The 22,971-nt window shown below is 73.9% G+C and carries 27 protein-coding genes; 6 read left to right on the forward strand and 21 right to left on the reverse strand.

The genetic code is table 11. The features are described from left to right. Positions 1–24: 24 nt before the first annotated feature. The 7 genes from ACIA5A_RS17320 to ACIA5A_RS17350 form a co-directional block, all read right to left on the reverse strand. Positions 25–906 carry a potassium-transporting ATPase subunit C gene (locus ACIA5A_RS17320; protein WP_396762775.1) on the reverse strand — a complete coding sequence of 294 codons (882 nt, stop codon included), beginning with the start codon at positions 904–906 and terminating at the stop codon, positions 25–27. Further along, entirely contained in the window at positions 906–3,098 is a 2,193-nt protein-coding gene (gene kdpB, locus ACIA5A_RS17325; RefSeq protein ID WP_396762778.1) for a potassium-transporting ATPase subunit KdpB, read from the reverse strand. Before kdpB ends, ACIA5A_RS17320 begins: the two co-directional genes overlap by 1 nt. A gap of 20 nt (positions 3,099–3,118) precedes the next feature. Beyond that, positions 3,119–4,774, reverse strand: a complete 1,656-nt coding sequence (kdpA, locus tag ACIA5A_RS17330) for a potassium-transporting ATPase subunit KdpA (RefSeq protein ID WP_396762781.1) — start codon at positions 4,772–4,774, stop codon at positions 3,119–3,121. Continuing rightward, positions 4,774–4,863, reverse strand: coding sequence for a K(+)-transporting ATPase subunit F (gene kdpF / locus ACIA5A_RS17335; protein WP_088643699.1), 90 nt, complete (start codon positions 4,861–4,863; stop codon positions 4,774–4,776). Before kdpF ends, kdpA begins: the two co-directional genes overlap by 1 nt. Positions 4,864–5,097: 234 nt before the next feature. Continuing rightward, positions 5,098–6,246 carry an aromatic acid exporter family protein gene (locus ACIA5A_RS17340; RefSeq protein WP_396762785.1) on the reverse strand — a complete coding sequence of 383 codons (1,149 nt, stop codon included), beginning with the start codon at positions 6,244–6,246 and terminating at the stop codon, positions 5,098–5,100. Between the two features lie 104 nt (positions 6,247–6,350). Further along, positions 6,351–6,569, reverse strand: coding sequence for a hypothetical protein (locus ACIA5A_RS17345; protein ID WP_091062509.1), 219 nt, complete (start codon positions 6,567–6,569; stop codon positions 6,351–6,353). Positions 6,570–6,636: 67 nt separating this feature from the next. After that, positions 6,637–7,731 carry a poly(3-hydroxybutyrate) depolymerase gene (locus ACIA5A_RS17350; RefSeq protein ID WP_396762788.1) on the reverse strand — a complete coding sequence of 365 codons (1,095 nt, stop codon included), beginning with the start codon at positions 7,729–7,731 and terminating at the stop codon, positions 6,637–6,639. 100 nt (positions 7,732–7,831) lie between these two features. Here ACIA5A_RS17350 and ACIA5A_RS17355 point away from each other — a divergent pair, with 100 nt between their 5' ends. Next, positions 7,832–8,257, forward strand: a complete 426-nt coding sequence (locus ACIA5A_RS17355; RefSeq protein ID WP_396762791.1) for an ATP-binding protein — start codon at positions 7,832–7,834, stop codon at positions 8,255–8,257. A 3-nt stretch (positions 8,258–8,260) separates the two neighbouring features. Here ACIA5A_RS17355 and ACIA5A_RS17360 read toward each other — a convergent pair whose 3' ends face one another. The 5 genes from ACIA5A_RS17360 to ACIA5A_RS17380 all read right to left on the reverse strand — a co-directional run bounded on the left by ACIA5A_RS17360 (position 8,261) and on the right by ACIA5A_RS17380 (position 12,593). Beyond that, entirely contained in the window at positions 8,261–9,238 is a 978-nt protein-coding gene (locus tag ACIA5A_RS17360; RefSeq protein WP_396762793.1) for an aldo/keto reductase, read from the reverse strand. 46 nt (positions 9,239–9,284) lie between these two features. Further along, positions 9,285–9,776 (reverse strand): DUF2231 domain-containing protein, encoded by a 492-nt coding sequence (locus tag ACIA5A_RS17365; protein WP_396762796.1) that lies wholly within the window; start codon positions 9,774–9,776, stop codon positions 9,285–9,287. An 87-nt stretch (positions 9,777–9,863) separates the two neighbouring features. Next, positions 9,864–11,054, reverse strand: coding sequence for a sensor histidine kinase (locus ACIA5A_RS17370; RefSeq protein ID WP_396762798.1), 1,191 nt, complete (start codon positions 11,052–11,054; stop codon positions 9,864–9,866). A 2-nt stretch (positions 11,055–11,056) separates the two neighbouring features. Beyond that, entirely contained in the window at positions 11,057–11,719 is a 663-nt protein-coding gene (locus ACIA5A_RS17375; protein ID WP_396762801.1) for a response regulator transcription factor, read from the reverse strand. A 31-nt stretch (positions 11,720–11,750) separates the two neighbouring features. Next, positions 11,751–12,593: a DUF3152 domain-containing protein gene (locus ACIA5A_RS17380; RefSeq protein WP_396762804.1), complete on the reverse strand. Its 843-nt coding sequence runs from the start codon at positions 12,591–12,593 to the stop codon at positions 11,751–11,753. Positions 12,594–12,732: 139 nt separating this feature from the next. Between ACIA5A_RS17380 and ACIA5A_RS17385 the strand changes: the two genes are divergently transcribed. The 4 genes from ACIA5A_RS17385 to ACIA5A_RS17400 all read left to right on the forward strand — a co-directional run bounded on the left by ACIA5A_RS17385 (position 12,733) and on the right by ACIA5A_RS17400 (position 16,393). Then, positions 12,733–13,938, forward strand: coding sequence for a DUF2786 domain-containing protein (locus ACIA5A_RS17385; RefSeq protein WP_396762807.1), 1,206 nt, complete (start codon positions 12,733–12,735; stop codon positions 13,936–13,938). A 189-nt stretch (positions 13,939–14,127) separates the two neighbouring features. Then, positions 14,128–14,487: a YciI family protein gene (locus tag ACIA5A_RS17390; protein WP_396763095.1), complete on the forward strand. Its 360-nt coding sequence runs from the start codon at positions 14,128–14,130 to the stop codon at positions 14,485–14,487. Continuing rightward, on the forward strand, positions 14,484–15,728 hold the full coding sequence (locus tag ACIA5A_RS17395) for an RNA polymerase sigma factor (RefSeq protein WP_396762809.1): 1,245 nt from the start codon (positions 14,484–14,486) through the stop codon (positions 15,726–15,728). The genes ACIA5A_RS17390 and ACIA5A_RS17395 overlap by 4 nt, the downstream gene beginning before the upstream one ends. A gap of 29 nt (positions 15,729–15,757) precedes the next feature. After that, positions 15,758–16,393 (forward strand): dihydrofolate reductase family protein, encoded by a 636-nt coding sequence (locus ACIA5A_RS17400; RefSeq protein ID WP_396762812.1) that lies wholly within the window; start codon positions 15,758–15,760, stop codon positions 16,391–16,393. Between the two features lie 7 nt (positions 16,394–16,400). Here ACIA5A_RS17400 and ACIA5A_RS17405 read toward each other — a convergent pair whose 3' ends face one another. The 9 genes from ACIA5A_RS17405 to ACIA5A_RS17445 form a co-directional block, all read right to left on the reverse strand. Continuing rightward, complete coding sequence (locus tag ACIA5A_RS17405) at positions 16,401–16,844, reverse strand: hypothetical protein (RefSeq protein WP_396762815.1); 444 nt, start codon at positions 16,842–16,844, stop codon at positions 16,401–16,403. Positions 16,845–16,859: 15 nt separating this feature from the next. Then, positions 16,860–17,369, reverse strand: coding sequence for an EndoU domain-containing protein (locus ACIA5A_RS17410; RefSeq protein ID WP_396762818.1), 510 nt, complete (start codon positions 17,367–17,369; stop codon positions 16,860–16,862). Positions 17,370–17,375: 6 nt separating this feature from the next. Then, on the reverse strand, positions 17,376–17,870 hold the full coding sequence (locus tag ACIA5A_RS17415; protein WP_396762821.1) for a hypothetical protein: 495 nt from the start codon (positions 17,868–17,870) through the stop codon (positions 17,376–17,378). Positions 17,871–17,873: 3 nt separating this feature from the next. Then, positions 17,874–18,197: a hypothetical protein gene (locus ACIA5A_RS17420; RefSeq protein WP_396762824.1), complete on the reverse strand. Its 324-nt coding sequence runs from the start codon at positions 18,195–18,197 to the stop codon at positions 17,874–17,876. Beyond that, positions 18,197–18,622: a YbaB/EbfC family nucleoid-associated protein gene (locus ACIA5A_RS17425; protein WP_396762827.1), complete on the reverse strand. Its 426-nt coding sequence runs from the start codon at positions 18,620–18,622 to the stop codon at positions 18,197–18,199. Before ACIA5A_RS17425 ends, ACIA5A_RS17420 begins: the two co-directional genes overlap by 1 nt. A gap of 160 nt (positions 18,623–18,782) precedes the next feature. After that, positions 18,783–18,956: a CsbD family protein gene (locus ACIA5A_RS17430; RefSeq protein ID WP_013283784.1), complete on the reverse strand. Its 174-nt coding sequence runs from the start codon at positions 18,954–18,956 to the stop codon at positions 18,783–18,785. Positions 18,957–19,025: 69 nt separating this feature from the next. Further along, positions 19,026–21,281: a heavy metal translocating P-type ATPase gene (locus ACIA5A_RS17435; protein WP_396762830.1), complete on the reverse strand. Its 2,256-nt coding sequence runs from the start codon at positions 21,279–21,281 to the stop codon at positions 19,026–19,028. A gap of 16 nt (positions 21,282–21,297) precedes the next feature. Next, positions 21,298–22,272 carry a hypothetical protein gene (locus ACIA5A_RS17440; RefSeq protein ID WP_396762833.1) on the reverse strand — a complete coding sequence of 325 codons (975 nt, stop codon included), beginning with the start codon at positions 22,270–22,272 and terminating at the stop codon, positions 21,298–21,300. Positions 22,273–22,306: 34 nt separating this feature from the next. After that, complete coding sequence (locus tag ACIA5A_RS17445; RefSeq protein WP_396762836.1) at positions 22,307–22,513, reverse strand: heavy-metal-associated domain-containing protein; 207 nt, start codon at positions 22,511–22,513, stop codon at positions 22,307–22,309. 79 nt (positions 22,514–22,592) lie between these two features. On the opposite strand from ACIA5A_RS17445, the gene ACIA5A_RS17450 reads away from it, so the two are divergent. Further along, positions 22,593–22,892 carry a metal-sensitive transcriptional regulator gene (locus ACIA5A_RS17450; protein WP_396762839.1) on the forward strand — a complete coding sequence of 100 codons (300 nt, stop codon included), beginning with the start codon at positions 22,593–22,595 and terminating at the stop codon, positions 22,890–22,892. Positions 22,893–22,971 lie beyond the last annotated feature (79 nt).

Consider the following 22,971-nt stretch of genomic DNA (forward strand, 5'->3'; position numbering starts at 1 on the left):
GCCCCTTCTTAACACCTGCCGGCGTCAGCGCGCCGGGAACTCCCGGTCCAGCGCCAGGTTCAGCTCCAGCACGTTCACCGCCGGCTCGCCCATGAAACCGAGCGCCCGGCCCGACGTGTGCGCGGCGACCAGCTTGCGGACCGCCGCCGGGTCCGCGCCGCGCTCCCGCGCCACCCGGGCCACCTGGATCTCCGCGTACGCCGGGGAGATGTGCGGGTCGAGACCGCTGCCACTGGCGGTGACCGCGTCGGCCGGCACGGCCGGCTCCGCCGGCGCGTCCCCCCGGACCGGCGTGATCAGGCCGCCCTCGGCCACGTAGTCCCGGCCGGGTGTCGCCGGCTCCACCGGCACCCCCTGCCAGGTGGCGACGAACGGCGTCGCCGGCGCGGCCTGGTTGACGCTGACCACCCGGGTGACCTTTCCCGTCAGGCCGTCGGCGCGGAACACGGCGAGCACCGCGCCCACCCCGTCCGGCGTGCAGTAGGGCCGCCGCCCGTCCACGCCGTCCAGCTCGCCGACCGCCCTGCTGCGCGCGCACACCTGGCTGAGCAGGCTCGCCGTGGATTCGGCGGGGTCGACGGCGAGCGTGTCCACCACGCTCTCCGGCCCGAGGTTGCTCGCCGCGGTGGCGGTCGGGTCGTAGCCGTCACCGGCGGCGGACGGCCGGGACTGGAAGTAGCGCGGGACGGGGTTGCCGTCCGCGTCGGTGAACGACTGCCCGATCAACGAGCTGCCGACGGTCCGGCCGCCGACGGTGACCAGCGAGCCGTCCGCCCGGCCGTCGAGGCCGGGAATCCGGCCCACGGCGACCAGGGCGAGCGGGTACGCCAGCCCGAGCAGCACGGTGAACACGAGCACGGCCCGCAGGGCGGCCAGGTGCTGGGAGAGCCAACTGGGAAGGCGCATCACGAGATCCCCGGAATGAACTGGACGAGCAGGTCGATGAGCTTGATGCCGACGAACGGCACCACGATGCCGCCGAGGCCGTACAGCAGCAGGTTGCGGCTGAGCAGCTTCGAGGCGCTGGCCGGGCGGTAGCGCACGCCGCGCAGGGCCAGCGGGATCAACGCGACGATGACGATCGCGTTGAAGATGACCGCGGCGAGGATCGCCGACGCCGGGCTGGCCAGCCGCATCACGTTGAGCGTGTCCAGCGCGGGGTAGATGCCGGCGAACATGGCCGGGATGATCGCGAAGTACTTCGCGATGTCGTTGGCGATGCTGAACGTCGTCAACGCGCCCCGGGTGATCAGCAACTGCTTGCCGATCTCCACGATCTCGATCAGCTTGGTCGGGTCGGAGTCGAGGTCGACCATGTTGCCGGCCTCCTTCGCGGCCGACGTGCCGGTGTTCATCGCCACGCCGACGTCCGCCTGGGCCAGGGCGGGCGCGTCGTTGGTGCCGTCGCCGGTCATCGCGACCAGCCGGCCGCCCTCCTGCTCCTTCTTGATCAGGGCGAGCTTGTCCTCCGGCGTGGCCTCGGCGAGGAAGTCGTCCACGCCGGCCTCGTCCGCGATGGCCTTCGCGGTGCGCGGGTTGTCCCCGGTGATCATCACGGTCCGGATGCCCATCCGGCGCATCTCGTCGAAGCGCTCTCGCATGCCGGCCTTGACGACGTCCTTGAGGTGGATGACACCCAGCGCCCGGGCCGGCTCGCCGGCGGGGTGCTCGGCGACCACCAGCGGCGTGCCGCCGGTGCCGCTGATCGCGTCGACCAGCTCACCGACCTGCTCGGTCGGGTGGCCGCCGTTCTCGCGTACCCACTTCATCACCGCCGCGGCGGCGCCCTTGCGGATCCGCCGGACGCCGCCGTCGGCGTCCAGGTCGACGCCGCTCATCCGGGTCTGCGCGGTGAACGGCACGAAGGTGGCGTGCGGGATGAGGCCGGGTTCGCGCTCGCGCAGTCCGTACTCGTTCTTGGCCAGCACCACCACCGAGCGCCCCTCGGGCGTCTCGTCGGCCAGGCTGGAGAGCTGGGCCGCGTCCGCGACGGTGGCCGCGTCCACGCCGGCCACCGGCAGGAACTCGGCGGCCTGCCGGTTGCCCAGGGTGATCGTGCCGGTCTTGTCCAGCAGCAGCGTGTTGACGTCGCCGGCCGCCTCGACCGCCCGGCCGCTCATGGCCAGCACGTTGCGCTGGACGAGGCGGTCCATGCCGGCGATGCCGATCGCGGAGAGCAGCGCGCCGATGGTGGTCGGAATCAGGCAGACCAGCAGCGAGACGAGCACGATGCCGGTGACGCCGGAGTCGGTGATCGCCTGCGTGTCCGGCGCCGCGGCCTGCCAGCCCTTGGCGAAGATCGCCATCGGCTGGAGCGTGACCACCGCGAGCAGGAAGATGACAGTCAGCGCGGCCAGCAGGATGTTGAGCGCGATCTCGTTCGGCGTCTTCTGCCGGTTGGCGCCCTCGACCAGCGCGATCATCCGGTCGATGAAGCTCTCGCCCGGCTTCTGCGTGATCTTCACGACGATCCGGTCGGAGAGCACCCGGGTGCCGCCGGTGACCGCGCTGCGGTCGCCGCCGGACTCCCGGATGACCGGGGCGGACTCGCCGGTGATGGCCGACTCGTCGACGCTGGCGATGCCCTCGACGACGTCGCCGTCCCCGGGGATGATCTGCCCGGCCTCGACCAGCACGACGTCGCCCTGCCGAAGCTGCGGCGCGGGCACCGCCTCGTCGCGGTAGGCGTCGGCCGCCGCGCCCGGCGTCCAGCCGAGCAGGCGGGTGGCGATGGTGTCCTGCTTGGCCCGCCGCAGCGTGGCGGCCTGGGCCTTGCCGCGTCCCTCGGCGACCGCCTCGGCCAGGTTGGCGAAGACCACGGTCAGCCACAGCCACACCGTGATCGCCCAGGCGAACACGGACGGGTCGGCCACCGCCAGGACGGTGGTGAAGAGCGCGCCGACCTCGACGATCAGCATCACCGGGTTGCGCCACAGCGTGCGCGGATCCAGCTTGCGCAGCGCGTCCGGCAGCGACGCGACAAGTTGGCGCGGGTCGAGCAGCCCCCCGCCGACCCGGCCGCCCGGGGTGGCCGGGTCGGCGGGGATCGCCCGGTCGCCGGTGGCCGGCGCGTCGGCGGTGTCCAGAGGTGCGGTCATGTCCTTGTCTCTCATGGTGGTCACAGCCCTTCGGCCAGCGGGCCGAGCGCGAGGGCGGGCAGGAAGGTGAGCGCGACGAGGACCACCGTGACGCCGACGACCATGCCGACGAAGAGCGGCTTGTGGGTCGGCAGGGTGCCCTCGGACGCGGGCGTGGGTTGCTGGCGGGCCAGCGAGCCGGCCAGCGCGAGCACGAAGATGATCGGGAGGAACCGGCCGAGCAGCATGCACAGCCCCAGGGCGGTGTTCCACCACTGCGTGTTCACGGTGATGCCGGCGAACGCCGAACCGTTGTTGTTGCTCGCCGAGGTGAACGCGTAGAGCACCTCGGAGAGCCCGTGCGGGCCGACGTTGAGCGCGGTCGAGGCGTTGCCGGTGGCGAACGCGGCGGCGGTGCCGGTGAGCACCAGCGCGGGCGTGACCAGGAAGTACATCGAGGCGAACTTGATCTCGCGCGACCCGATCTTCTTGCCCAGGTATTCCGGCGTGCGGCCGACCATCAGGCCGGCGACGAAGACCGTGATCACGGCGAGGATCAGCAGCCCGTACAGGCCGGCGCCGACGCCGCCCGGCGCGACCTCGCCGAGCATCATGTTGCCCAGCGTCATCATCCCGCCCAGCGCCGTGTACGAGTCGTGGAACGAGTTGACCGCGCCGGTCGAGGTGAGCGTGGTGGCCGCCGCGAAGGTCGCCGAGTTCGACACGTCAAACCGCACCTCCTTGCCCTCCAGCGCCGCGCCGACCGCCTGCGGCACCGTGCCACGCCCGGCCAGCTCGAAGACGTTGGTCAGGGTGATGCTGGCCAGCGCGAGGATCGCCATCACGGCGGCGATCGCGTGACCCTGCCGGTTCTGCCCGACCATCCGGCCGAAGACCCGGGGCAGGCTGAACGGGATCACCAGGATCAGGAAGATCTCCAGCCAGTTCGTCCACGCGGTCGGGTTCTCGAACGGGTGGGCGCTGTTGGCGTTGTAGAAGCCGCCGCCGTTGGTGCCCAGCTCCTTGATCACCTCCTGGCCGGCCACCGGCCCGCCGGTGATGGTCTGGCCGCCGCCGGTCAGGGTGGTCACGTCGGTGCCGCCGGACAGGTTCTGCACCACCCCGCCGAGCATCAGCACGAGCGCGCCGAGCACCGCGATCGGCAGCAGGATCCGCAGCGTGACGCGGACCAGGTCGACCCAGAAGTTGCCCAACTCGCCGGTGCGGCTGCGGGCGAAGCCCCGCACCAGCGCCACCGCGACGGCGATGCCGACCGCGGCGGAGACGAAGTTCTGCACCGCCAGGCCGGCCATCTGCACCAGGTGCCCCATGGTCGACTCACCCGAGTACCACTGCCAGTTCGTGTTGGTCACGAACGACACGGCCGTGTTCCAGGCGCCGTGCGGCACCACCGGGTCGCGGCCCAGCGAGAGCCACAGGTGGTTCTGCAGCCGCTGCAACGCGTAGAGGAACAGCAGCGAGACGGCCGAGAAGGCGAGCACGCCGCGGACGTACACCCCCCAGGTCTGCTCGGCTGCCGGGTTGACCCCGACCAGTCGGTAGATGCCCCGCTCGACACGGGTGGACCGGGTGCCGGTGACGGCGCGGTACATGTGGTCACCGAACGGCCGGTGGACGGCGACCAGCGCCACCACCAGCGACAACACGAAGAGCACCCCGGCTGTGGTCATGCTCATCAGAAGCGCTCCGGGAACAGCAGGGCGACGACCAGGAACACGCCCAGTCCGATCGCCAGCACCAGGCCGACGGCGTTGACGGCGTTCACAGCTTCTCCACACCCCTCACCACGAGGGCGAGAGCCGCGAACAGCCCCACCGTCAGCAACACGAACAGCACGTCAGACACGGCTGACCTCTCCTAGCGGAATACGTCCTCGCGACCGCCTCCCGGTCGCGCCGGGCAATCACAACGCCAGGTCGCGCGTACCGACAGGGGCTATAACGCGACCATCACGCCGGGCGGCGGTTTCTTGACGCGCCTTTCACGCCGACGGGCCGGGTCACGCCGACGGGTCGAGCGGGCCGAACGCCGAGCGGACCAACCGGTTCGCCTCGTCCTGGTCCACGTCGGTGGCGACCAGCAGGTCGCTGGCCGTGGTGCGCACCTGGGCCACCACGACCGCGCCGGAGAAGTCCACCCCGGCCCGGTAGGCGTGGCCGGCCTCGACGACGGCCCGCAACGCGGCCGCGCGGCAGTGCTTCGGCTCGGCCGCGCCGCGGGCGAACTCCTTGCGCAGCTTCCGGGCCGCCTCGGCCAGCGCGGACACCGCCGCCGGCATGGCGTCCGGCACCCGCTCCCCGTCGGCGAGCAGGGTGACCGTACGCCGGATCAGCGTGCCGCTGTTGCGCATCGCCCGGTCCACCGGCTCGACCGACCGGGCGTACCGGCCGAGCGGCCCCTCCCGGGCGGTCCAGTAGACCGGGGAGAGCGTGGTGGCCTCCCGGGCGCCCTGCGCCGCCTCGCCGAACGAGCCCATCTCCGCCTTGTTGTCCCGCAGCCGGTCACGGGCGACGCGGGCCGCCTCGGCGTCCCGCTCGCGCAGCGCGTCGGCGGTGCGGTCCAACTGCTCGGCGAGCAGGTCCAGCGCCGGGCCGGCCCCACGATTGATGATCCGCAAGGGGTTCAGCGGCAGCAGCACGGCGGTTACCAGCAGCGCCGCCCCGCCGCCGACAAGCGCGTCCATCACCCGGGGCGCTTCCAGGTTCGGCACCGACGGGGTCAGCGTGCCGATCAGCACCGCCGTCGCGCCGGCCTGCACCACGAGCGCCGGGCGGCGGCCGACGGCCGCCGCCACCACGACCGCCAGCGCCACGACAAGACCGAGCTGCCAGGCGCCGACCCCGACCAGGTGGATCAGCAGGTCGCCGATCAGGATGCCGACCGCCACCCCGATGATCAACTCAATCGTGCGGCGCAGGCGTTGGCCCACCGAGGCGGCAAGCGTCACCACCGCCGAGATCGGCGCGAAGACCGGTTGGGCGATGTGCAGCACCGACTCCGCGACCCACCAGGAGAGGCCGGCGGCCAGCCCGGCCTGGGCTGCCAGCCCGGCACCCGCGCGCGCCCGCCGGAACCGGTCGGCCAGCACCGCCGGCGCGGCACGCCACCGGTCGGCGAAGCTCCGTCCGCCCGCTCCCGCACCGGCCACGGCCGCGCGTACCCGCTCCCCGGCGTCCCAATCCCGCGCCGAGAGTCAGCGGGTGCCGGCGTCGGCGACCAGGGTCTCGGCCGGGAGGGACGGTCGGGCCGGGTTCAGCGGGGCATCTCCCGCCAGCCGGTGCCGCTCGACCGCCACGCGCCGGCGAGGATGCTCGCCGAGACGCGGCTCGGGCACTGCTGGATCTTCGACCGGCCGGCGGCGCCGCCGATCTGGGCCTGGACCTGCCACTGCTGTCCGTCGGTGCAGATGTAGACGTCGCGGCGCCCGCGAGGGATGTTGACGCCGTTCCACCAATGTTCCTCCACGACCATGAGGTGACCGTACCCCAGGCGACCCGGTCCGGCCCAGACCCGCAGGTCGGGCCGGACCGCGACGGGATCAGCCGTCCAGCCGGCGGACCATGTTCATGATGGTCTCGACCTGGGCACCGCCCTTGATCGGATAGTTCGTGCCGCCGAGGTAGCCCCACCAGTCCCAGCAGCCGTTCGGGTTGACCCCGCTGGCGGTCGCCTGCGGATAGAGCACGATCAGCCGGTTCGTGTCGGCGTACTGGTTGAGGTTGGCCCGGTCGACGAACGCGGTGCCGACCTTCGCGTATCCCTGGGCGCAGCCGTGCAGGGCGACCAGCAGCCGGCAGGTGGTGCCGGCGGCGCAGGCGCTCGGCACGTACGCGAAGCCGCTGGCGTCCATGCTCAGCCCGTTGGCCCAGCCGTTGACCGCGAAGCTGTCCTGACTGAATCGGATCAGGGTGCCGCCCAGCGGGCCGGTGTTCGGGGCGGCGACCGAGCCGAGCAGGTGCCCGAGGAACACGCCCTGCGGGTCGGTGCCGCAGTCGGCGAGGAACGGCGAGGCGGTGGCGGTGCAGCCGACGCTGCCGTAGGGGGTGACCCACGAGTGACCGGCCGCGCTGCCGGAGTCGTACCGGACTCGCGCGCCGAAGTCCTGGTAGTAGCGGACCAGGTCGTCGGTGACCGATTTCTTCACGGTGGCGTCACTGTTGCCGTGGTAGACGTACACCGGCTGGCCGGAGAGGTTCCCGGTGCCGTCGATCCAGCCGTAGCCGGCCCAGGCGCGGGTGTACGCCTCCAGGTTGCCCAGGTAGGTGGGGTAGATGTTGTCGCCGCAGCCGTAGAGCGCCTGCGGGACGCTGTTCTGCGCGCAGTAGTACGGCCCGGCCGCGAAGATCGCCGCGCCCCGGATCCGGGTCGAGTAGGCGACCTGGAGCTGGGTGGCCAGGTAGCCGCCGGAGGAGACCCCGGCGACGTAGACGGCGGAGACCGGGTACGCGCGCAGCGTGCCGGCGACCGGCGACTTGGTGGCGGGCGTACCCGCGGCCCGCGCGGCTACCCCGCCGGGCAGGACGAGCAGGAACGCGGCGGCGAGGGCGGTGACGGCTTTCCACGGTGTGATCATGGTGTTCTCCCGTCGGGGCGCCGGCGGGACGACCGGCGTGCCGGCACCGTAGCGTGACATCGAACACAGCCGATATCCGCGCGGTCGACACGTCCCCGGTCGTTACGGTGTGGCTCACCCACCGCGCTTAGCGGATCGCTACGGAGGGTAAAGGCAGATCATGGGACAGTTGCGCACCTCGCCGCCGCCGCCGCAGGCCACCGAGCTGGAGCGGTGGGTGCTCGACACCCCCGAGGAACTGCGCGACGTGCGGGCCTCGCTGCGCGACGCGCTCACCCGGCACGGGCTGGTGCAGGGCGAGGACCTGGACGAGGTGCCGCACATGGTGCTGCTCGTCGCCACCGAACTGTCCAGCAACGCGCTGCGGCACGGCCGGCCACCCACCATCGTCACGCTGCTGGCCACCGACGACAGGTTCCTGCTCGACGTGGCCGACCACGACGTCAGCTCGGTACCGGAGCTGAGCGACATCCGCCCGACGGACTCGGGCGGACGCGGGCTGTTCCTGGCTCAGTCGATCTCGCTCGACGTCGGCTGGTATGCCACCGAGACCACCAAGCACATCTGGGCCTCGTTCTCCCGGTAGCCCTCAGAAACCGGACACCGGGTGCGGGACGTACGGCGCCTCCAGCTCCGCCACCTCGGCGTCGGTCAGCTCCAACTCCAGCGCGGCGACCGCGTCGGTCAGGTGGTGCGGCTTCGTCGCGCCGACGATCGGCGCGGTCACCGCCGGGTGGCGTGCCACCCAGGCCAGCGCCACCTGCGCGCGCGGCACGCCACGCTGCGCGGCCACCCGACCCACCGCGTCGACCACCGCCCGGTCGTGCTCCTCGGTCCGCGCGTAGAGCTTGCGGCCGAACTCGTCGCTGTCCGCCCGCGTCGTCCGCTCCCCCGGATCCCGGGTCAGCAGGCCCCGGGCCAGCGGGCTCCACGGGATCACCGCGACGCCCTGGTCGAGGCAGAGCGGCAGCATCTCCCGCTCCTCCTCCCGGTAGAGCAGGTTGTAGTGGTTCTGCATGGCGGCGAACCGGGTCCAGCCGTGCCGCTCCGCGACCCAGAGCGCCTTGGCGAACTGCCACGCGTACATCGACGAGGCGCCGAGGTAGCGGACCTTGCCGGCCCGGACCAGGTCGTGCAGCGCCTCCATGGTCTCCTCGATCGGGGTGACCGGGTCGAGACGGTGGATCTGGTAGAGGTCGACGTAGTCGGTGCCGAGCCGGCGCAGGCTCGCGTCGATCTCGCTCATGATGTGCTTACGGGAGAGGCCGCCCCGGTTCGGGCCGACGCCCATCCGGCCGTGCACCTTCGTCGCGATCACCACGTCCTCGCGGTCGGCGAAGTCCTTCAGCGCCCGGCCGACGATCTCCTCGCTGGTGCCGTCGGAGTAGACGTTTGCGGTGTCGAAGAAGTTCACCCCCAGCTCCAGCGCCTGCCGGATGGAGGGGCGGGCGGCGTCCTCCGGCAGGGACCAGGGGTGCGTGCCCCGCCCCGGCTCGCCGTAGCTCATGCAACCCAGGCAGAGCCGGGACACCTGGAGGCCGGTGGAACCGAAGCTCACGTAGTCCATGCGCCCATCTCACCACCGGTCGGCGGGCGCCGCAGTCCCGGCGGAGTCAGTCGCCGTGCTCCGCGGTGGCCGCCGGGACGTCGCCCCAGACCGCCTTCGCGCCGGAGTCGCCCACCCGGTAGACCTGCACCAGGTTCGCCGCGGCCACCGCCACCGCGAGCACGGCCACCACCACGCCCAGCGCGCCGGCCCCGGACCGGGTCCCGTCGCCGGCCGGCCGCTCCGCCCGGCGGTGCAGCCAGACCAACGCGACCGCGACGACCAGCAGCGGCAGCGCGAACCAGATCAACTGGTCGCCCAGCTCGGCGTGCCGGCCCGGGTCGCCGACCCGGTGCTCCAGGCTCTCCCCGCTCTGGGTGGCGAGCGGGATCGCGGCGGTGGCCAGCGCGGCGACCAGCACCACCAGCCAGCCGAAGCGCCCCCGCCAGGCGGGTCGTACGGCCAGCGCGACCACGCCCAGCGCGGCCAGCGGCAGCAGCACCACCACGGCGTGCACCACGAGGGGGTGCAGCGGCAGTCCGTTCACGGAGTCAGGCACGTCGATCTCCTCGGCATCGGGTCCGGTCCGGGCCCACAGTGCCCCGCGTTTCTTGCGAAGTTCTTGTCCGCCCGACCGCCGGCCCGCTCAGGCGGACGGCAGCAGCAGGGTGAAGGTGGCGCCCCGCCCCGGCGCGCCGGTCACCTCGACGATGCCCCGGTGCCCCCCCGCCACGTGCTGCACCAGGGCGAGACCGAGACCGAACCGCCGGCCCGCCCCGGACGTGCCGTGCGCGAACCGGGCGAAGAGCCGGTCCGCCTCCGCCGGGTCCAGCCCGACCCCGTCGTCGGCGACCTCGGCGACCACCCGCCCGTCCCGGCGGGTCACGGTGACGGTGACGTGGCCGCCCGCCGGCACGTGCCCGATCGCGTTGTCCACAAGCGCCGTCAACGCCCGACGCAGGGCCGGCCGCGCGCCCCGGATCGGCGCCGGACCGCCGGCCGCCAACCGCAGCTCCACCCGCCGCTCGACGGCGTACGCGGACATGCTCTCCACCACCTCGCCGGCCACCTCGGCCAGGTCCACCTCGGTGTCCGGCAGCGGCTGGTGCTCGGCGGCGGCCGATACCAACAGGTCCTCGACCACCTCACCGAGCGCCCGGGTGTCCGCGACGAGCTGGTCGAGCTGCCCGGCCAACCGGTCCGCCGGCTGCTCCCGGGCACGCCGGGCCAGCAGTTGCGCCCGGGTGTGCAGCACGGTCAGCGGGGCCCGCAGCTCGTGCGAGGCGTCCGCCACGAACCGACGCTGCATGCCCAACGCGGTGGCCAGCGGGGCGACCGCCCGCCGGGCCAGCAGCGTGGCCGTGACCAGCGCGCCGGCCAGCCCGGCCAGCTCGGCGACGAGCAGCGCCAGACCGAGCTGGCCCTGCCGCCGGCGCAGCGGGGCCAGGTCGGCGGCGACCGCCCAGCGGGTGCCGTCCGGCCGCTGCTCCACCGCCACCCGGACCGGCCGGTCCTCACCGGCCGTCGCGTCACGGCGGCCGGGGGCGCCGCGTACCGCCCGGTCGAGCACCCGGGTCAGCTCCGGCGAGGCGCCCGGGGTCACCTCGACGGCCGGGTCGCCGCCGCGCAGCCGGGCCAGGAACTGCCCGGGCGGCGGGTCGTCCACGTCCTCGGCCGAGGCCAGCACCCGGCCCAGCTCGCCGTCCAGCGCCCGCGACTCCTGCCGGCTGGTCAGCGCGTACATCAGCGCGCCGACAAGCAGCAGGACCAGCCCGATCGCGCCGGCGGTCTGGGCCACGCTGCGCCGCCGGGCACGGGTGAGCCTCGCCTCGTCCACGCTCAGCCGGTCCCGAGCCGGTAGCCCAGCCCGTGCACCGTGCGGACCGCGTCCCGGCCCAGCTTGCGGCGCAGGTGGTGGACGCAGGCGTCGACCGTGCCCGGCGCGTCGGCCCGGTCGAACGCCGTGCTCAGCAGCTCGGCCCGGGTGAAGACCTTGCGGGGCCGGCCGGCGAGCGCGTGCAGCACGGCGAACTCGCGGGCGGAGAGCGGGATCTCCTCCGCGCCGTCGACCACCCGGCGGTTGCCCACGTCGAGCTGGCGGCGGCCCAGCGGCAACCAGCCCGCGGCGTCCGGGTGCCGGCGGCGCAACGCCCGCAGCCGGGCCGTCAGCTCCGCCACCTCGAACGGCTTGACCAGATAGTCCTCCGCCCCGGCGTCCAGGCCGGCGACCCGGTCGGCGACCGCACCCCGGGCGGTGAGCAGCAGCACCGGGCAGGCGACGCCCTGCGCCCGCGCCCGGGCCACCAGCTCCAGGCCGTCCAGCGCGGGCAGCCCCCGGTCGACCACCATCACCTGGTAGTCCCGGGTCAACGCGCGGTGCAGGCCGAGGTGCCCGTCGCCGGCCACCTCGACCTCGTACCCCTCGTCGGTGAGCAGGTCGGCGAGGAGACCGGACAGGGCGCGGTCGTCCTCGACCAGCAGCAGGCGGGGGCGGTTCTCCACCGGCCCAGTATCTATCCGCCGCCCCGGCGGCTCAGTGGTCCCCGGCCGGGATCGGGTCGTCGTACTGACCGGACGGGCCGGCCAGCGGCTCGCCGCCGACCAGCGGCCAGGCGTTCGGCGTGCAGCCGTGCAGGCCGAGCGTCTGCTGCACCATCACCGGGGCCTGGCCGCCGGAACGGGGGCAGCGTTCGTGGCCACGGCCCAGCCGGTGACCCACCTCGTGGTTGAGCAGGTACTGCCGGTAGAGGTCGAGGTCGGGCACGTGCGGCACCCCGTACACCCAGCGGGCCACGTTGATCACGACCCGGTCGCCGTTGCGGCAGGAGGTGTAGCGGTCGCTCGGGTCGTCGCACAGCTCGCCCCGGGTCACCGGCGTGGTCAGCAGCACGGTGAAGTCGGCCGGACCGTCCCGGCCCACCCGTTGCAGCCGCCACCGGCCGTCGCCGGTCCAGCCCCGCCGGTCGGCGAGCGTCGCCGCGACCTCCCGGGCGAAACGTTCCACGTCCACGTCGCGGATGCCGTCCTCCACCCCGACCCGGTAGCGCAGCAGCTCACCGGAGCGCCCGGCAACCGCGCCGACCGTGTCGGCGGTCCGGAAGTCGCCGCCGCCCCGGGGCGGGTAGCTGACGCCGGGCGGCACCCGGCCGGCCACCGGGACCGGTGTCCGGGCGGCCGTCGCCGCCGGGCGCGCCGACGGCACCGCCGCCGGCACGGTCCGCTCCACCCGGGCCGAGGCCAGCAGGTCCGGCCGGCGGTGCGCCGCGTACCCACCGCCGGCGGTGAGGCCGGTCACGACGAGCACCGCCGCCAGCGCGCGGACCCCGGCCCGCGACCTCCGTCGCCGCCGATGCACGCCCCGGTCATGCCCGCCCACGTCGCTCTCCGTCCGTCGCCCGCACGTGCTCCGCAGGAGAGTACGGACGCCGGCGCCGGTCGGTTGAACCCTCGGGCCGGGTACCGTCGGGTACGGGGTGGGCGACCTGCCGCCTGTCGGAGTCCAGGGAGAGCCACCCGTGTCCTCAGCCGAGCCGCTGCTCGACGCCGCCCTGGCGGCGGCGCGCGGCACCGACGTACGCGCCGCCGAGCGCGCCCTCGACGCGCTGGTGGTGGGCGACGGCGCGGCGGTGGACGCGGCGCTGCTCACCCGCCTGTGCCGGACCCTGGGCCGGCTCTGGCCGCGCGGCTGGCAACCTGTCGACCTGGACCGGCTCGCCGCCCGGCGGCTCACCCCACGCGGCGCCCGGCTGCTGCGCGACGCGGCGGCCGCCCAGCGACGCGCGCTGCCCGGCCCGGTCCCGGCCTGGTTCGACGAACAGCTCGCCGACCTGGGCGCGCACTGGGACGCCGACGCGGGCTGGCTGGACCGCCGTGCCGACGGCGACCGGATCACCGCGCTCCGCGACGCGGTCGACGCGCTCGTCCTGATCGAGGGGCTGCCCCCGATCGCGCTGCTGCGCCCGCCGCCCGGTGCCGCCGCCGTCCCGCTCGCCGCCGTCCCGGCCACCGGCTCCCGGATGCTCGACCGGGTCCGCGCGCTGCTGGCCAAGGCGGAGTCGACAGGCTATCCGGCCGAGGCGGAGGCGTTCACCGCCAAGGCGCAGGAGCTGATGGCCCGGCACAGCATCGACACGGCGCTGCTCGACGCCACCGCCGCCCGCCCGGACCGCCCCGGCGGCATGCGCCTGGGCACGGACGCCCCGTACGCGGCGGCCAAGGCGCTGCTGATCCAGGAGGTGGCGGGCGCGAACCGGTGCGAGTCGGTCTGGTCCGACGACCTCGGCTTCGCCACCGTGCTCGGCTTCCCCGCCGACCTGGCCGCGGTGGAGCTGCTGCACACGTCGCTGCTGGTGCAGGCCACCGCCGCGATGCTGCGCGGGCGGGCCGGGCGTGGCAAGGGCAGCGGGCGGCGCACCAAGGGCTACGACGAGTCGTTCCTCAACGCGTTCGCGCTGCGGATCGGCGAGCGGCTGCGGGCGGCCAGCACGGCGGCGGCCGAGGAGCACACCGACGACAGGTTGCTGCCGGTGCTGGCGGCCCGCACGGACGCGGTCCGGGAGCGCACCGAGCAGCTCTTCCCCGGCACCACCCGTCACCGCCTCCAGGTGCGCGACAGCGAGGGCTGGTCGTCCGGCACCACCGCCGCCGACCAGGCCTCCCTCAAGGCCGGCGCCCCACCCCACCCCACCCGCCTCCCCGCCCGCCCGGCGTCCCGCCGTTGACCATGACGTTGGCGGGACATGGTGTCCGCTTTGTCGCCGCCAACTTCATGATCGACGCAGGGACGGCGAGGATGGCAGGGTCCGGGCGGAAAGTTCGGCTCGACGTGTCGGATCGGGGCGGGTGGCTCCGACCCGTCTGCGAGGCGCCACCGACGGTGGCCCCGACCCGAGGAGTGGACCGTGAAGTACATGCTGCTGATCTGGAACCGGCCCGGCTTCGCCGACGAGCTGACCGAGGCCGAGCGCAACGCGATCTTCGGTGAGGTCGACGCCATCATGACGGAGCTGACCGAGTCCGGCGAGATGGTCGGCGGCGAGGCGCTGGCCCACCCGTCGCAGACCCGTACGGTCCGGCCGGCGGCCGGCGGCACCGAGATCACCGACGGGCCGTTCGTGGAGAGCAAGGAGCAGTTCGCCGGCTACCTCACCGTCGACTGCGAGACCCCGGAGCGGGCCGCCGAGATCGCCGCGCGCTGGCCGGACGTGCGCCACGGCTTCGGCGTGCTGGAGGTGCGCGCGGTGATGGAGCAGGCCGGGACGGAGATGTGACCTCCCGGGCGGTCGAGGACCTGCTGCGGACGCTCGCGCCGCAGGTTCTCGGCGTGCTCGTGCGCCGGCACGGCCAGTTCTACGCCTGTGAGGACGCGGTCCAGGAGGCGTTGCTGGCCGCCGCCACCCAGTGGCCGGCGCAGGGCGTGCCGGAGCATCCCCGCGCCTGGCTGGTCACCGTGGCGACCCGCCGGCTCACCGACGAGTGGCGCAGCGAGCACGCCCGCCGGGAGCGCGAGGTCGCGGTGGCGGTCCGGCAGCCGGCGTACGCGGCGGTCGCGCCGCCCGCCGACGAGGAGCCGCCGAGCGGGGACGACACGCTGAAGCTGCTGTTCCTCTGCTGCCATCCGACGCTGCCGGTCAGCGCCCAGGTGGCGCTCACGCTGCGGGCGGTGGGCGGGTTGAGCACCGCCGAGATCGCCCGGGCGTACCTGGTGCCGGAGGCCACCATGAGCCAGCGGATCCGCCGCGCCAAGCAGCGGATCGAGGCCGCCGGGGCGCGCTTCACGATGCCGTCGGCGGCGGACCGCGAGGAGCGGCTGGGCGCGGTGCTGCGCGTGCTCTACCTGGTCTTCAACGAGGGCTACACCGCGTCGAGCGGGGACGAGCTGCACCGGGTGGAGTTGACCGGGGAGGCGATCCGGCTGGCCCGGGAGCTGCACCGGTTGCTGCCCACCCACGGCGAGGTGGCCGGGCTGCTGGCGCTGATGCTGCTCACCGACGCGCACCGGGCGGCCCGGACCGGCCCGGACGGCGAGCTGGTGCCGCTGGCCGAGCAGGACCGCAGCCGCTGGGACCGGGTCGCGACGGCCGAGGGGATCACGCTGGTGACCGAGGCGCTGACCTGGTCGGCGCCGGGCCCGTACCAGGTGCAGGCCGCCATCGCCGCGGTGCACGCGGAGGCGCCCAGCGCGGCGACCACCGACTGGCCGCAGATCGTCGCGCTCTACCGGGTGCTGGCCCGGATCGCGCCGAACCCGATGGTGACGCTCAACCAGGCCGTCGCGGTGGCCATGGTGGACGGCCCGAAGGCCGGCCTGGCGCTGCTCGCGCCGCTCGGCGACGACGACCGGACCGCCGGCCACCACCGGCTGGCCGCCGTCCGCGCGCACCTGCTCGAACTGGCCGGCGACCGGGCGGACGCCCGGGCCGCCTACCTGGCCGCCGCCCGGGCCACCACCAGCCTGCCCGAGCGGCGTTACCTGGAGGTACGCGCCGCGCGCCTCGCGGCCGACCGATGAGATCCGCCGCCGGAGGTGGTCCACCCGTCATGGGAGACGTCACCAGCCAACTGTCGGTGTCACTTGACGGCTACGTGGCCGCGCCGGACCAGAGCGTGCGGGACCCGCTCGGCCGGGGCGGGCTGCGGCTGCACGAGTGGGCGTTCGCCACCGAGACGTGGCGCGCCCAGCACGGCCTCCCCGACGGAGAGCGCACCGTCGACGCCGAGGTGGTCGAGGAGATGACCGCCGGCGTCGGTGCGTACGTGATGGGCCGCCGCATGTTCGGCGGCGGCGAGGGGCCGTGGGATCCGACCTGGACCGGGTGGTGGGGTGCTGAGCCGCCGTTCCGCGCCCCGGTGTTCGTGCTGACGCATCATCCCCGCGAGTCGCTGCCGCTGGCCGGCGGCACGGAGTTCCACTTCGTCACCGACGGACCGGAGGCGGCGTTGGCGCGCGCCCGGGCGGCGGCCGGGGACGACGACGTCTGCGTGGCCGGCGGCGGCGAGACCGTACGCGGCTACCTGGCGGCCGGGCTGCTGGACTCGCTCTGGCTGCACGTGGTCCCGGTCGTGCTGGGCGGCGGCACGCCGCTCTTCGACGGGGCGTTGGACGTGGCGCTGGAGCCGGAGAAGGTGGTCGCGGCGCCGACCGTCACGCACATCCGCTACCGGGTCGTTCGCTGACCGCTCCTCAGAACAGCCGCCCCCGGTAGGGGTGGGGGCGGCCCCACCGTTCCTCCCACTGGGCCAGCTCCGCCTGCCAGCGGGGCAGGTCGGGCCGGTACTCCCGGATCAGGTCGGGGTTCTCCGGACGGCCGGCCAGGAACCGCCAGTATGCCTCGACCGCCTCCCGCGTCTCGTCCAGCGGGTAGCGGCCGTGCTCACCCTCGACCCACTCGTTGTCGAACTCGATGCCGGCCGGGGTGAAGCTGACCTCGTACTTGTCGCTGTCCCATTCGTCGTCGCGGGTCCGGCCGTGAGCCACGTCGTCGATCATCGCGAGGGCGTCCAGACACACCGAGTGGTAGACGGAGATGTCGGTGACCAGCCACGCGCCGAGTGCCCGGTAGCGCTGGTCGGCCACGTCGAACAGCGGCAGCCCGAACTCGTCGGCGGAGAAGCTGATGAACGTCAACGCAAGTCCTTCGGATCAGGGGACGACGACCGGCCATCCGTGGGTGAAACCACCCGAACCATTGTAGAAACCCTCGATGACGACGCCCTTGTGCACGCCACGCCAGGTGTTGGTGCCGGGCACGGGCCGCGCGTTCTGGAAGGCGCCGCTGATCGCGTTGTCCACCTGGGCCGGCGTCCAGTCGTCCGGGAAGAAGGAGCTTTCCCCGCCGTTGCCCTTCTTCGGCTTCCAGGCTCCGTGCGGTGGGTTCAGGGTGGGGTCGAAGAACTCGGGCTTGGCCGAGTAGGCGCCGGTCCTCGGATCCTTGACCATGGTGTTCGGCTGCAGTCGCCGACCCGGGAAGTCCTGGCCGCCGGGCCGGTAGTGATAGCCGGACCCCTTGGCCTGGCCCGGCCGGACGTGCCCACCGAACACGTGCTCGGTGAAGTGCGGGTTCATCCGGCCGGGCTGGTTACGGGTCTTGGTCCGTCTGAGAAAGCGCAACGCGGCGCGCATCAGTTTGCCGCCGGCCTTGCCTCCGCTCATGTCAGCTCACCCGTCGACGAGTTTCCAGAGGACTTCCTGGACGAGGTTGCCGACGATCGTGCGGGTCAACTGCTGGAAGACCGGGATCTCCAGCAACGAGGCCCCGAACGTCACCGCCGCGGTGGCGATCGCCTGGGCGATCTCGATCGCCAGGATGACCAGTTGCACGATGACGGCGACCTTGAGCGCGAGCACGATCGCCGCGCAGATGATCAGGCCGGTGCCGGTGAGCACCGCGGCGGTGACCCCGTCGCGCAGGCTGTCGGCGGGGCTGTCCTCCTGGTTCCACCAGGTCTGGAACGCGGTGATGTCCTGGCCGGTCTGCCGGGTCCAGACCGCCGCCGCCCCGGTGTTCGCCTCGGCGACCACGCCGGAGAGCGTGCCGGAGAAGCGGATCCAGGCGTTGCCCATCTCGAAGAGCTTCACTTCGTCGGCCTCCGGCCAGGTGTAGCCGAGGATGCCGAGCAACGAGCGCAGCTCGCCGGGCAGTTCCAGGCCCATCGGTCAGCCTCCCAGCGAGCGGCGCAGCCCGTCGAAGCCCTTGGTGATCGCGGCCTCGGTCTCGGCGTAGCGGGTGGCCATCTCGCCGAGGTCGACCCCGGCCGCGGCGATCTCGTCGAGGGCGGTGTCGAAGCATTCGAAGGCGAACGCGGAGACCTCGTCGTGGGCGGCGCCGATCAGCGAGCCGATGTCGTCGGAGCCCCAGGGCCGGCCGAAGCCTGCCAACTCGGCCTGGAACGCGGTGAGCGCCTGACCGAACCGGGTCGCCGCGCCGCCCAGTGCCCGCCCGGAGGCGCCGAGGGCTTCCGGATCGATCTCGACAGGCATCAGCGACCGCCCGACTGGGAGAGCCGGTCCTGCGCCGCGACGAGCGCGTCGGTGAACGCGGTGAACTGGCGGCCGGCGTCCTCCTGGATGCGGCGCAGTTGCTCGCCGAGGGAGCCGAGGTCCACCTCGCCCGGCACGGCGGCGGTGGCCCGTTCCTGGAGGTCGGCGAGCGCCGCGTTGACCGCCGCCTCGATCTGCTCGGCCAGGGTCTCGCTGGGCATGCGCATGACCCGGGGATCCAGGGTCAGCCCGGTGACCCGTCCCGGCGGGCCGGCGGTGACCCGGATCAGCCCGTCCGCGGCCTCGCCGGTGCCTTCCGGCGGCGCGGGCGGTTCACCCTGGCCGGCGGCGTTGTGCCGTTGCAGCGCGGCCATGGTCTCGGACAGCACCCGACCGAGGCCGGACGGGTCGGCGGGCTGGGCCATCACGAAGCTCCTCCGCGGTCGAGGTCGCCTCGCATCCTATGCAGCGGACGCCGGCCGTGGTGACCCCCGGTGAGCGACTGTGGACGGTCGGCACTCCACCCCGGCACACAGCACGCCGGGCCGGCCCGAAGGCCGGCCCGGTGGTCGTGCGGGGCGTACGTCAGCTCTTGAAGGCGTCCTTGATCTTCTCGCCGGCCTGCTTGAGCTTGGCGCCGGCCTGGTCGTTGCGGCCCTCGGCCTCGAGGCGCTCGTTGTCGGTCGCCCGGCCCACGCCCTCCTTGACCTTGCCCGCGGTGTCCTGGGAAGCGTTGTCGATCTTGTCGTCGAGACCCATGGGAACCTCCACCTCAGCAGTTGCGTGACGACAACTGGTTACCCCGGTGGCCCTCGGCCCAATCACGCGTCACCCGATCGGGCGAAATCGCCGCAGCCGGAGGCTGTTCGCCACCACGAAGACCGACGAGAACGCCATCGCCGCACCGGCGAGCATCGGGTTGAGCAGCCCGGCGGCGGCCAGCGGCAGCGCGGCCACGTTGTAGGCGAACGCCCAGAACAGGTTGCCCTTGATGATCGCCAGGGTGCGTCGGGACAGTCGGATGGCGTCCGCCGCGGCCAGCAGGTCGCCCCGGACCAGGGTCAGGTCGGCGGCCTCGATCGCCACGTCGGTGCCGGTGCCCATGGCCAGCCCGAGGTCGGCGCGGGCCAGCGCGGCCGCGTCGTTGACGCCGTCACCGACCATGGCCACCACCCGGCCCTCGCGCTGGAGCCGCTCGACCACCGCCACCTTGTCGGCCGGCAGCACCTCGGCGACCACCTCGTCGATGCCCACCTCGGCGGCCACCGCCCGCGCGACCGTGGTGTTGTCGCCGGTGAGCAGCACCGGGGTGAGCCCCAGGCCGCGCAGCCGGTCGACCGCTGCGCGGCTGGTCGGCTTCACCGCGTCGGCCACCGCGAGCACGCCGCGCGCCCGCCCGTCCCAGCCGGCCAGGACCGCCGTCCGGCCGGCCGCCTCCGCGCCGGTCGCGGCCCGCGCGACCTCCTCGGGTACGTCGAGACCGCGCTCCCGCAGCAGCCGGAGCCGCCCGACCACCACGGTCCGGCCGTCGACCGCGCCGGTCACGCCCAGCCCCTCGGTGTTGGCGAAGTCGGTGACCGCCGGCAGCGGGCCGGCAGCGGTCGCCGCCTCGGCCACCGCCCGCGCGATCGGGTGCTCGGAGGCCGCCTCCAGCGCACCGGCCAGCCGGAGCAGGTCGTCGGCGTCCTCCCCGGTCGCGGGCAGCACCTCGGCCAGCGCCATCCGGCCGGTGGTGACGGTGCCGGTCTTGTCCAGCACCACGGTGTCGACCCGGCGGGTGGACTCCAGCACCTCCGGCCCCTTGATCAGCACGCCGAGCTGCGCGCCGCGTCCGGTGCCGACCAGCAGCGCGGTCGGCGTGGCCAGGCCCAGCGCGCACGGGCAGGCAATGATCAGGACGGCCACGGCGGCGGTGAACGCGGCGGTCGGCCCGGCGCCGGCGCCGAGCCACCAGCCCAGCGTGCCGGCGGCCAGCGCGATCACGATCGGCACGAAGACGCCGGAGATCCGGTCGGCGAGCCGTTGCACCGCCGCCTTGCCGGTCTGCGCCTGCTCCACCAGCCGCGCCATCTGGGCGAGCTGGGTGTCCCCGCCGATCCGGGTGGCCCGCACCAGGAGCCGGCCGCCGGCGTTGACGGTCGCGCCCACCACGGCGTCGCCCGGCCCCACCTCGACCGGCACCGACTCGCCGGTGAGCATGCTCGCGTCGACCGCCGACGTGCCCTCCTCGACCACGCCGTCGGTGGCGATCTTCTCTCCCGGCCGGACCACGAACCGGTCGCCGACCGCGAGCTGGTCGACCGGGATCCGGACCTCCTGCCCGCCGCGCCGCACCGCCACGTCCTTCGCGCCCAGTTCGAGCAGCGCGCGCAGGGCCGAGCCGGCGGTGCGCTTGGCGCGGGCCTCGAAGTAGCGTCCGGCCAGGATGAAGACCGTCACGCCGGCGGCGGCCTCCAGGTAGATGTCGCCGGCCCCGTCGCCCCGGGTGATGTCGAACCGGAACGGGTGCGTCATCCCGGGCATCCCGGCGTCGCCGAGGAAGAGCGCCCAGAGCGACCAGCCGAACGCGGCGAGCGTGCCGAGTGAGACCAGGGTGTCCATGCTCGCCGCGCCGTGCCGCAGGTTGACCAGCGCGGCCCGGTGGAACGGCAGCCCGCCCCAGACCACCACCGGGGCGGCCAGGGTGAGCGAGGCCCACTGCCAGTAGTCGAACTGCCAGGCCGGCACCATGGCCAGCACGATCACCGGCAGGGTCAGCACGGCGGAGACCCACAACCGGGTACGCGCGCCGCGCAGCTCGTCCACCGGCTCGGCGGCGGTGGTCGCCTCGGCCCGGGCGGGCGGGGGCGGCACCACTGCCGTGTAGCCGGTCTTCTCCACGGTGGCGATCAGGTCGTCCGGCGCGACCTCGTCGGCGTACCGGACGGTGGCCTTCTCGGTGGCGTAGTTCACCGTGGCCTCGACGCCGTCCATCCGGTTGAGCTTCTTCTCGATCCGGGCGGCGCAGGACGCGCAGGTCATCCCGCCGATCTTGAGCTCGATCAGGTTCGGCGCGGTCGGCAGCGCCTTTCCCGTGGTGGTCATCGCGGCACCTCCCGGATCAACTGTGCCCGTGCCCCGGGGTGCCGTGTTCGGCGTCCGGGGTCGGTGCGGTGGTGGTCGCCGGCGCGGTGGGCGCGGGCGCGGTCTGGTCGCCGGCCAGGACGGTGAACTCGGCGGTGTGCACCGTGTCGCCGTGCCGGAAGTCCAGGTAGAGACGGTACGCCCCGGCCGAGGGCACCTCGGCGGCGAACGTGACCGCCGGTCCGGCCGGGGTCCGCCCGTCGCCGGGTTCCCCCTCCGGGTGCACGTGCAGGTAGGCCAGGTCGCCCTGGCGCAGCGCCACCAGGTGCCCGTACGCCCCGAGGTGGGGCTGCAGGTCGGTGACCGGGCGGCCGTCCCGGCTGACGGTGAGCGTGAGGCGGCTGGTGCGGCCCGGCTCCGGCGTGCCGGCGAGCGTGACGGTGTAGCCGTCGACGGTGGCGCTGGTGGCCGGCGCGGGCAGCGGCCGGGTGGCGAGCGCGCCGGGCACGGTGACGTCGACGCCGAGCGTCAGCGCCGCGCCGCCGGTGGGGGTGAAGTCGGCGAACGCCCGCCACACACCCGGCCCGGCGAGCGGCGAGGCGACCCGCCAGGTGCCGTCGTCGGCCAGGTCGGGGTGGACGTGGCGGAAGCCGGACAGGTCACGCCGGGCGACGATCAGGTGCATGCGCTTGTCGTGGGCCACCTCGTAGCGGGTGACCGGCCGGCCGTCCGGTCCGGTGATCCGGAACGCGAACTCGCCGGTCGGGGCGGCGACCGGCTGGAACGTGTAGCCGCGCTCCGAGACGAGCAGCCCGCCGGGCAGGTGCGCCGCGTCGGTCGCGCCCGTGTCGCCGTGCCCGGCGGCGCCGGCCCCGTGGTCGGTGTCGGTGGTGTCGTGGCTGGTCTCGGCGGCCGGGGCGACGGGACCGGTCAGGTGACCGATCCCGAACGCCCCGCCGAACATCGCCGCGAGGCCGAGGGCGAAGCCGCTCAGCTTCGTCGCCGTGTTCATGGTGCCTCCTCCGGTTGACGGATCGGTGGGCCCGTCACGCCTCGGCGAGGTCGTAGCCGGCCTCGTCGACGGCGGCGCGTACCGCGGTGTCGTCCAGCGGGCCCTCGCTGGTGACGGTGACCCGGCCGGTGGCCAGGTCGACCTGGACGTCGGTGACGCCGGGCAGCGCGGTCAGCTCGGTGCTGACGGCGTTGACGCAGTGGCCGCAGGTCATGCCGTTCACCTGGTAGGTGGTGTCCATCTCGCCCTCCATTCGAATACCCCCTGGGGGTACAACGCGAACGTTAGCATACCCCCGAGGGGTACGCTATCCTCGACGTATGACCACGCCGACCACCCCGACCCGGGGCTACACCGCCAGCAAGGACCAGCTCCTCGCCCGGCTCCGTCGCGTCGAGGGCCAGGTCCGCGGCATCGAGAAGATGGTCGAGGACGACCGCTACTGCATCGACGTGCTGACCCAGATCTCGGCCATCCAGGCCGCGCTGGACAAGGTGGCCCTGGGCCTGCTCGACGGCCACGCCCGGCACTGCATGCACGAGGGCGCCGCCGAGGGCCGGGCCGACGAGATGGCGACCGAGATGATGGCCGCCGTCGGCCGCCTCATGAAGCGCGGCTGACCAGGACTTCCGACCCGGAAGACGAGCCGCGTGGCCCGGCTCCGCCGGCCGGCTGCGGACGTACCGTCGAGGTGGCGAC

Source organism: Micromonospora sp. NPDC051300, from assembly GCF_044455315.1.
GTDB classification, from domain to species: domain Bacteria; phylum Actinomycetota; class Actinomycetes; order Mycobacteriales; family Micromonosporaceae; genus Micromonospora; species Micromonospora robiginosa.